The sequence below is a fragment of the Streptomyces luteosporeus genome (assembly GCF_039532865.1).
GTDB classification, from domain to species: Bacteria; Actinomycetota; Actinomycetes; order Streptomycetales; family Streptomycetaceae; genus Streptomyces; species Streptomyces luteosporeus.
Map to the genome: position 1 here is coordinate 1 of NZ_BAAASL010000039.1, position 8,505 is coordinate 8,505.

General features: G+C 72.2%; 7 protein-coding genes and 1 rRNA gene. 3 read left to right on the forward strand and 5 right to left on the reverse strand.

Annotated features, from left to right (window positions below; genetic code table 11):
• Positions 1 to 562: 562 nt before the first annotated feature.
• Positions 563 to 1,570, forward strand: coding sequence for a tryptophan--tRNA ligase (gene trpS, locus ABD361_RS30130; RefSeq protein ID WP_344440139.1), 1,008 nt, complete (start codon positions 563 to 565; stop codon positions 1,568 to 1,570).
• 34 nt (positions 1,571 to 1,604) lie between these two features.
• Here the strand turns inward: trpS and ABD361_RS30135 are convergent, their stop codons facing one another.
• Complete coding sequence (locus tag ABD361_RS30135; protein WP_344440140.1) at positions 1,605 to 2,585, reverse strand: GlxA family transcriptional regulator; 981 nt, start codon at positions 2,583 to 2,585, stop codon at positions 1,605 to 1,607.
• Positions 2,586 to 2,671: 86 nt separating this feature from the next.
• Here ABD361_RS30135 and ABD361_RS30140 point away from each other — a divergent pair, with 86 nt between their 5' ends.
• Positions 2,672 to 3,262: a cysteine hydrolase family protein gene (locus ABD361_RS30140; RefSeq protein WP_344440141.1), complete on the forward strand. Its 591-nt coding sequence runs from the start codon at positions 2,672 to 2,674 to the stop codon at positions 3,260 to 3,262.
• A 17-nt stretch (positions 3,263 to 3,279) separates the two neighbouring features.
• Here ABD361_RS30140 and proC read toward each other — a convergent pair whose 3' ends face one another.
• Entirely contained in the window at positions 3,280 to 4,089 is an 810-nt protein-coding gene (gene proC, locus ABD361_RS30145) for a pyrroline-5-carboxylate reductase (RefSeq protein WP_344440142.1), read from the reverse strand.
• Between the two features lie 453 nt (positions 4,090 to 4,542).
• Between proC and ABD361_RS30150 the strand changes: the two genes are divergently transcribed.
• Positions 4,543 to 5,997: a SulP family inorganic anion transporter gene (locus ABD361_RS30150; protein WP_344440144.1), complete on the forward strand. Its 1,455-nt coding sequence runs from the start codon at positions 4,543 to 4,545 to the stop codon at positions 5,995 to 5,997.
• A gap of 203 nt (positions 5,998 to 6,200) precedes the next feature.
• Here the strand turns inward: ABD361_RS30150 and ABD361_RS30155 are convergent, their stop codons facing one another.
• The 3 genes from ABD361_RS30155 to rrf all read right to left on the reverse strand — a co-directional run bounded on the left by ABD361_RS30155 (position 6,201) and on the right by rrf (position 8,485).
• Positions 6,201 to 7,397 carry an NAD(P)/FAD-dependent oxidoreductase gene (locus tag ABD361_RS30155; protein WP_344440146.1) on the reverse strand — a complete coding sequence of 399 codons (1,197 nt, stop codon included), beginning with the start codon at positions 7,395 to 7,397 and terminating at the stop codon, positions 6,201 to 6,203.
• A gap of 44 nt (positions 7,398 to 7,441) precedes the next feature.
• The gene (sigJ, locus tag ABD361_RS30160; RefSeq protein WP_344440148.1) at positions 7,442 to 8,311 is read right to left on the reverse strand and encodes an RNA polymerase sigma factor SigJ; all 870 of its coding nucleotides are present in this window, start codon (positions 8,309 to 8,311) and stop codon (positions 7,442 to 7,444) included.
• A 57-nt stretch (positions 8,312 to 8,368) separates the two neighbouring features.
• Positions 8,369 to 8,485, reverse strand: a 5S ribosomal RNA gene (gene rrf, locus ABD361_RS30165).
• Between the last annotated feature and the right edge of the window lie 20 nt (positions 8,486 to 8,505).

An 8,505-nucleotide genomic window follows, 5' to 3' on the forward strand; every position in this document is an offset into this window, starting at 1 on the left:
TGAGTTCTCAAGGAACGGACGCTTCCTTCGTACTCACCCGCAGTGATATTTACTGGGGCTTTCCTCCGGGCGCTTCCCTTCGGTGTTTCCAACCTTACCAGATCCGATTTCTCGTTTCCGGCCCCCTGTTGGAGCGGGGTTTTTCTCGCCTTCGGCCTTTCGGCCCCCGGCGTGATCACTACTTTAGCGGATTTCCCTCCCGGCTCCTAATCGGAGCCCGGTCCGAAATTCGGCACGCCGAATTCCATCCCGTTAAGGGGCCGTGCAGTAGTGGATGCCGCCGGTGCGGCGAGAGATGCCGCCCCGTCGTCCTTGCGGACGCCGTGGCAACTCGAAGAACTCTACACGCTCCCGTACGCCCCATCAAACCGGTGGCGCAAGGGGTTTCCCGCGCGTAGGGTCCGGGGCATGACGACGCGTGCGCTCGTGCAGCTGTGGTGGCCCGCCTGACCGGCGGCCCGCCCCCTGCGCATGCTGCGCGTACGCATCCAACGGCCGCCGCCTCGGCGGCCGTTTTTGCTGTCCGGGCGGTGGTCCCCACCTCGGAGGAGACAGCGAACCGATGGCAAGGATCTTCAGCGGCATCAAGCCCACCGGCCACCTCACCCTGGGCAACTACCTCGGCGCGATCCAGCGGTGGGTCGAGGTCGACCAGCACCGTGCCGAGGCGCTCTTCTGCGTGGTGGACCTGCACGCGCTGACCGTCGAGCACGACCCGGCACGGGTGCGCCGGCTCAGCCGGCAGGCAGCGACGCTGTTCCTGGCGGCCGGCCTGCGGCCGGACCTGTGCACCCTCTTCGTCCAGAGTCATGTCGACGAGCACACCCGCCTGGCCTATCTCCTGGAGTGCACGGCCACGGACGGGGAGATGCGGCGGATGATCCAGTACAAGGAGAAGTCCGCGCGGGAGCGGGCCACCGGCGGGAGCGTACGGCTGTCCCTGCTGACGTATCCCGCGCTGATGGCCGCGGACATCCTGGCGTACGGGGCGGACGAGGTTCCCGTGGGGGACGACCAGGCGCAGCACGTGGAGCTCACCCGGGATCTGGCCGTGCGCTTCAACCAGCGGTACGGGGCCACGTTCACCGTTCCCCGGGCGGTGCTGCCTCCCGTGGCGGCTCGTGTGATGGACCTGCAGGACCCCGCCTCGAAGATGGGCAAGTCGCACGCGGAGACGTCCGGCATCGTCTATCTGCTCGACGAGGCGGACGTCGTGCGCAAGAAGATCATGCGGGCCGTGACGGACAGCGGCAGCGAGGTCCGCTACGACCGCGAGGCGCAGCCCGGCGTCGCGAATCTGCTGGAGATCCTCGCCGCCTGCCGGGGTGGTGAGGGCAAACCGGAGGAGCTGGCCGCGGGCTACAGCTCGTACGGTGCGTTGAAGAGGGACGTGGCGGACGCCGTCGTGGAGCTGCTGCGACCGCTGCGGGAGCGGCATGCGGAGCTGTGCGCGGATCCGGAGTACGTCGACGAGGTGCTGCGGGCGGGTGCCGAGCGGGCGCGGGCGCTCGCCCGGCCGCGGGTCGACACCGCGTACCGGGCGATCGGCCTGCTGCCGCCGGTCGGCTGAGCCGGCGGGCCGTACCCGCTCCCCCCGACGCCGATCAGCCCGCCGCGCGGAAGGCGCGGCGGTAGTCGCGGGGGCTGGTGGCCAGGCGGGCGGCGAAGTGCTGGCGCATGGTGACCTCGCTGCCGAAGCCGCAGCGGCGGGCGATCTCCGGCATGGGCAGGCCGGTGCGTTCCAGGAGCTGCTGGGCGGCGGCGATGCGCTGGTCGAGCAGCCACTGGATGGGGGTCCTGCCCGTGCCGGCGGTGAAGTGGCGGGCGAAGGAGCGCGGTGACATGCCGGCCCAGGCGGCCATGTCGGCGACGGTCAGGGGTTCGCCGAGCTGTCGCAGGGCCCGCTCGCGCACGGCGGCCAGGGTGCCGGAGGGGTCGCGGTCGTCCGGGGCGGGGGCGGGGTGCTCGATGAACTGGGCCTGGGTGCCGGTGCGGAAGGGGGCGGTGACCATGGCGCGGGCGATGGTCGCCGCCGCCTCGGCGCCGTGCGCCGTACGGACGAGGTGCAGGCACAGGTCGATGCCGGCGGCGACTCCGGCCGCGGTCCAGATGCCGTCGTCCTCGACGAAGAGGGCGTCCGGGACGACCTGGACCGCCGGGTGGGTGGCGGTCAGGAGAGGGGTGAGGTTCCAGTGGGTGACGGCCCGCCGGCCGTCGAGCAGACCCGCCTGGGCGAGGACGAACGCTCCGCCGCACAGCGCGGCGACCGGGGTCCCGGCGGCGTGGGCGCTGCGCAGCGCCTCCAGGACGGGCGGCGGTACGGGGGCCAGGTGGTCGTCGACGCCGGGGACGACCACCAGGTCGGCGGTGCCGAGCCAGTCGAGGTCGCGGTCGGGGGCGAGGACGAGCCCGCCGGGCATCTGCACGGGCGCCCGGTCGGGGGCGCAGCGGCGCAGTTCGAAGGGCGGGGCACCGCGGTCGGTGCGGTCGACGCCCCAGACCTCGGCGATGACGGCGACGTCGAAGGCGCGGATGCGCGGGAAGGCGACGAGGGCGATGCGTTGGGGCGGCTGCACGGTGGTCATCCTGCCAGTGGAGGTGGCAGGAATTCATCGGAGGTGGTCAGTGCTGCCACTGTCGGCGGTCCGCCGGCGCCAGCAGGATCATGGGCATGAACATCGCACAGGTCACCCCGATCGCTCAGGACTCCGCCCTCGTCGTCATCGACGTGCAGAAGGGCTGGCACGACCCCGCCTTCCCGCCCCGCAACAACCCCGCGGCCGAGGAGAACCTCGCCGCTCTGATCGACACCTGGCAGGCGGCGGGCCGGCCGGTGGTCTTCGTACGGCACGACTCGCCGAAGCCGGACTCGCCGCTGCGGCCGGGCCAGGAGGGCAACGACTTCCAGGACTTCGTCGAGCAGCGGCGCGGCAAGGGGACGGGGCCGGAGCTGCTGCTGACCAAGACGGTGAACTCCGCCTTCATCGGCACCCCGGACCTGCGGGCCTGGCTGGACGCGGCCGGCATCCGGCAGATCGTGGTGGCGGGCATCATGACGAACTGGTGCGTCGACACGACGGCCCGCATGGGCGGCAACCTGGGCTACGACGTGATCGTCCCGATCGACGCCACGCACACGTTCGACGCGGTGGGCCCGGACGGCGAGGCCCTGACGGCCGACGCCCTGGCCCGCGCCACGGCGGTCAACCTCCACGCGGGCGGGTTCGCCCGCGTGGTCCGTACGGCGGAGCTGCTCGGCTGAGCATCACCCGTTTCGCCTCATCCGTTTCCGGAGGCCAGCTCCCGGCTCCGGTCCCGCGCGGCTTCGAGCGCGGCGATGAGCGCATGGCGCACCCCGTGCTTCTCCAGCTCGCGGATCGCGTTGATCGTCGTACCGGCCGGCGAGGTGACCGCCTCCCGGAGCTTGACGGGGTGCTCGCCGCTGTCGCGCAGCATGACCGCCGCACCGATGGCGGCCTGGACGATGAGGTCGTGGGCCTTGTCGCGGGGCAGGCCGAGCAGGATGCCGGCGTCGGTCATGGCCTCGACGAGGAAGTAGAAGTACGCGGGCCCGGAGCCGGAGAGGGCGGTCGCGGCGTCCTGCTGGGACTCGGGCAGGCGCAGCGTCTTGCCGACGGGCTTGAAGATCGCCTCGGTGCGCCGGAGGTGTTCCTCGGTGGCGTGGGAGCCCCCGGAGATGACGGACATGCCCTCGTCGACGAGGACGGGCGTGTTCGGCATGACGCGCACGACCGGGGTGCCGGCGGGGAGCCGGTCCTCGAAGAGGGTCGTGGGGATGCCGGCCGCGGCGCTGATGACGAGCCGGTCGGCCGGCAGGTGCGGGGCGAGCTCGTCGAGGAGGGTGGTCATGTCCTGGGGCTTGACGGCCAGGATGAGGGTGTCGGCGGCCTTGGCGGCCTCGACGTTGCTGACCACCTCGACGCCGTAGCGGGCGCGCAGCGCCTCGGCACGTTCGGGGCGGCGGGCGGTGCACATCAGGCCGTCCGCCGACCAGCCGGCGCGGATCATGCCGCTGAGCAGCGCCTCACCGATCTTTCCGGTGCCGAGGACGGCGACTGTCTGGGGCACGGGGCTCACCTCTTCGCTGCGCGGGCTTGCTTGCGGTCCTGGTCCTACGCGGATCTTCTCGGCCCTGGGGCCTTCCCCGGCCCTGGGGCCTTCCCGACCCTGGGGCCTTCTCGTCCTTGAGGACCTTCTTCGTCCTTGAGGATCCTCGCATTCCGCGCGGCCCGGCGGGGGCGCGGTCCACGTCTTGGTCGTCGTCTTGGTCGTCCGCCGGGGGGACAGGATGCGGACGTTCCTGTTTCCCGCCCCGGTGTTTACACCGTGGTTACAAACCAACTGGCCGAATCGGTCCGGGACTTGGCCAAAATATGGTCAAGTGATTAACGGCATGCATGGCCCGTCGTGCGGACGCCGGGCGTGCGCCCCCTCGACTCCTCCGTCACTTCTCTTCCACCCGTCGGCAACGATCCCCGTCGTTTCGCTGCGCGCGCCCCGAGCGCGCTGGAGGCAGTCCTCATGCAGAAGACCCTCTTCCGCCGTGTCCGCACCGTCATCCCCCGCCTCGGCCCCTGGGCCGACCTGCGCGCGGACTTCGCCGCATCACTGGTCGTCTTCCTCATCGCCGTGCCCCTGTCCGTCGGCATCGCCGCCGCCTCCGGCGTGCCCGTGGAGCTGGGCCTGGTCACCGGCGTCGTCGGCGGTCTCCTCACCGGCCTGCTGCCGGGCAGCAGCATGCAGGTCAGCGGCCCGGCGGCCGGCCTGACGGTGCTGGTCTACGAAGCAGTGCGCGCGTACGGGCTCCGGGCGCTCGGCGTCCTGGTGCTCACCGCCGGGCTGCTCCAGCTGGCCATGGGGCTGCTGAAGCTCGGGCGCTGGTTTCGCGCCATCTCGGTCGCCGTCGTCCAGGGCATGCTCATCGGCATCGGCATCGTCCTGATCGCCGGGCAGCTCTACGCGCTTGCCGACGCCGACACCCCGGCCGGGGCACTGGAGAATCTCGGCGGGCTCGTCACGCTGTTCACCGACACCGTCGCCTCCCCGGACGCCCTGGCCGCAGTCGCCGTCGGCGCCGGCACGGTGGCCGTCCTGGCCGTGTGGCCGCGCTGGCGCGGCGCCGCCCGCGTCGTCCCCGCCCCCTTGGCGGGCGTCGCGCTCGCCACCACCGCGGTGGCCCTGCTGGAGCTGCCCGTCGACCGGATCCGGGTACGCGGCCTGATCGACGCGATCCAGCCGCCGGGCGATGGCGAATTCGCACGTCTGACGGAATTCGGGGTGCTCGGCACGGTCCTGACCTTCGCCCTGATCGCCTCCGCCGAGACGCTCTTCAGCGCGGCCGCCGTCGACCGGCTGCACCTGCGCCCCCGCCTCGGCGCCCTGCCCATGACCGCCGTCGTCGTCCGCAGCTCAGCCGACGTCCACGCCGGCGCGCGGACGAAGGGCTCGCGCGTCCTGCACGGCGTCTGGCTCCTGCTCTTCGCCACCCTCCTGCCCTGGGCCCTCGAGCTCGTACCCGTGGCCGCACTCGCCGGCGTCCTGGTGCACGCCGGCTGGAAGCTGCTGCCGGGGCGCGAACTCGGCCCACTGTGGCGCGAGCACCGCGGCGAGGTCGCCATCCTCACCACCACCGCCGTCGCCATCGTCCTCACCAACCTCTTCGAGGGCGTCGCCATCGGACTCGTCCTGGCCGTCTGCAAAGCCGCCTGGGAGACCTCCCACGTCCACGTCGAGGCCACGACCTCGCCGACCGGCGTCGTCCGCGCCCGCGTCATCGGCAACGCCAACTTCCTGCGCCTGCCCAAGCTGCTCGACGACCTCGACGCGCTCCGGCCGGACGCCGCCCCCCGCATCGAACTCGACCTCACCGGGCTGCGCCACATGGACCGGGCCGTCCACACGGCACTGATCACCTGGGCCGAACGCAACGCGCAGAACGGCGACGACGAACCAACGGGCCGGGTGATGGCCCACTAGGGCCGGACCGGCGCCCCATAGGGGCGCGGGGAACTGCGCGATCGGCCACCGACGGTCCGCAGTCGACGAACCACCCCGGGGCCCGGGCGAAGCACGGCACTCTGTCTGCGGGCGCGTCGTGGCTTGTCGCGCCCGCGCGGCGGAGCCGCAGATCGGCAGGGCCCCGCGCCCCTACGGGGCGCTGCACGATCCGCCGGGCACCCCTAGCGGCCGCACGCCCCTGCCGGGGCAGCGCCGTGCACATCGGTACCGCAGGCATCGGCTCCGGATGCCGCCCCCAGGCGGCCACGGCGCGCCCCGGCCGCGGCCGCCCGCAAGGCGAACACCGTCCCGCGCACGACCCGCTCCTTGACGAAGGCGGCCGGCCGCCCGGTCAGCACCGCCGACCGCGGCGAGTCGTCGGAACGCACCAGCTGCAGCAGCCCGTCGCGCCGACCGAGGCTGATGCACTGCCCCACGAACCCATAGTGGAACGGCCGCAGTTGACTGCGCCGGCCCTGCAGATCCGCGCGGACGGACGCCGCCACGTACAGGCCCATGGGCAGGGACACCGCGCACGCCATCCGTATGCCCGTCCCCGCCGCGTCCCCCGCCGCATAGACGGCGGGATCGGTCACCGAGCGAGCGGTGCCGTCGATCGCGATCCGCCCGGCCGCGTCCAGGGCAAGACCCGCCCGCGCGGCGAGCCCCGTCACCGGACGCATCGCGGCCGCCCACACCACCGCGTCCGCGTCCACCTCACCGGCCGACGCCACCCGGCGGCCCTCCTCGACCCGCACGCCCAGGCCGCGGAACACCTCGTACACGTGCGCCCGCCCGCGCACCGAGAGGCCGGCCCCCACGACGTCCGACGTCAACAACCGCACCTCCCAGGCGGGATGTGCCTCGGCGATCTCGGCGGCCAGCTCGATGCCGGTCAACCCGCCACCGACCACCGAGACACGCCCTGGCGCCCCGACCAGCCGCTGGTGCAGTGCCCCGGCCGACTCCGCTGTGTGGATCAGCTGCCCGGTGTCCTGGGCGTCCTCGACGCCCGAGGTGTCCGTGACACTGCCGAGCGCGTAGACGAGCCGGTCGTACGACAGGGTGCGCCCGTCGTCCGTCCGGACGCTGCGCGCCTGGAGGTCGAGATCGGCGGCGCGAGCGGCAACGTGCTCGATGCCGGTGCCGCGCAGAAGCCCGGAGTAGGGGTGCGTGACACCGGGCCGGCCGGCTGCCAGCTGGTGGAGTCGGACGCGTTCGGTGAAGCCGTCGCCCGGGTCGACCAGCGTGACCCGGGCGGCCGGCGCCAGCCGCAGGGCCGCCACCAGCCCCGCGTAGCCGCCACCGAGCACGACGACGCGGGGCGCGGAGGACGAAGAGGCCGGGGACGGGGATGCGGCGTGAGAATTCGTCTTCATATACAGGGGACGCCGCGGACTCACGAAATGTGACGTGTCCCGGGTCACCTCCCCTGAAGGTGGGACAGCTTGTCGGGGTTGACGACGGCAGCGACGTCCGTGATCCGCCCGTCGTGGACGGTGAAGGCCAGGGCCCCCAGCGGCTCGCCGTCCCCGGTCAGGAAGACGGCACCGGGTGCGCCGTTGACCTCCCGCAGCAGCATCTGCATCGAGTCGGGCGCGAAGGTGCGGACGACGTTCGCGACGTAGCGCGCCACCTTCTCCCGGCCGACGACCGGCAGCCGCGCAGCAGTGATCTTCCCGCCTCCGTCGGACCGCCAGACGACCTCGGGGTCGAGCACTTCCATCAGGTCGGCGAGCTCCCCGCCCACGACCGCGGCCAGGAAGGCCTCGACCGTCCGGCGGTGCTCGCCCCGGTCGACCGTCTGCCGCGGAGCCTCGGCCCGGACACGCTTGCGCGCGCGGGACGCCAACTGCCGGACGGATTCGGGAGATCGGTCGACAACCTCGGCGATCTCCTGGAACGGGACGGAGAAGACGTCGTGCAACACGAGAGCCGTCCGCTCGGCCGGCGTGAGCCGCTCGAGCACGAACAGCAGGGCCATGCCGACCGATTCGTCGAGGGCGGCCTGCTCCTCGGGGCCGGGTTCATCGGTCACCACAGGCTCGGGCAGCCAGGGCCCGGCGTACGTCTCGCGCCGAGCGCGGGCGGAAGTGAACAGGTCGAGGCAGATGCGGCTGACGACGGTGGTCAGGTACGAGCCCGGGTCGTCGGCCACGTCGTCGGGCAGCCGCTGCCAGCGCAACCACGCCTCCTGCACGGCGTCGTCGGCGTCGGCGACGGACCCGGTGAGACGGTAGGCGACGGCCCACAGCCGACGGCGGTGGGTCTGGAACTCTTCAAGGGAAGCCATGAAAACAAAAATGCCGCGAACTCCTGGTCGTTGACCAGGAGTTCGCGGCTAAAAGGAGTTCGGCGGTGTCCTACTCTCCCACAGGGTCCCCCCTGCAGTACCATCGGCGCTGAAAGGCTTAGCTTCCGGGTTCGGAATGTAACCGGGCGTTTCCCTAACGCTATGACCACCGAAACACTATGAAACTATCAACC

What these genes read in the sequence shown, in the direction of transcription:
- ABD361_RS30155 (WP_344440146.1), bottom strand. Translation starts at nt 7,397, where the DNA reads ATGAAGACGAATTCTCACGCCGCATCCCCGTCCCCGGCCTCTTCGTCC.
- ABD361_RS30135 (WP_344440140.1), bottom strand. Translation starts at nt 2,585, where the DNA reads ATGACCACCGTGCAGCCGCCCCAACGCATCGCCCTCGTCGCCTTCCCG.
- trpS (WP_344440139.1), top strand. Translation starts at nt 563, where the DNA reads ATGGCAAGGATCTTCAGCGGCATCAAGCCCACCGGCCACCTCACCCTG.
- sigJ (WP_344440148.1), bottom strand. Translation starts at nt 8,311, where the DNA reads ATGGCTTCCCTTGAAGAGTTCCAGACCCACCGCCGTCGGCTGTGGGCC.
- ABD361_RS30140 (WP_344440141.1), top strand. Translation starts at nt 2,672, where the DNA reads ATGAACATCGCACAGGTCACCCCGATCGCTCAGGACTCCGCCCTCGTC.
- ABD361_RS30150 (WP_344440144.1), top strand. Translation starts at nt 4,543, where the DNA reads ATGCAGAAGACCCTCTTCCGCCGTGTCCGCACCGTCATCCCCCGCCTC.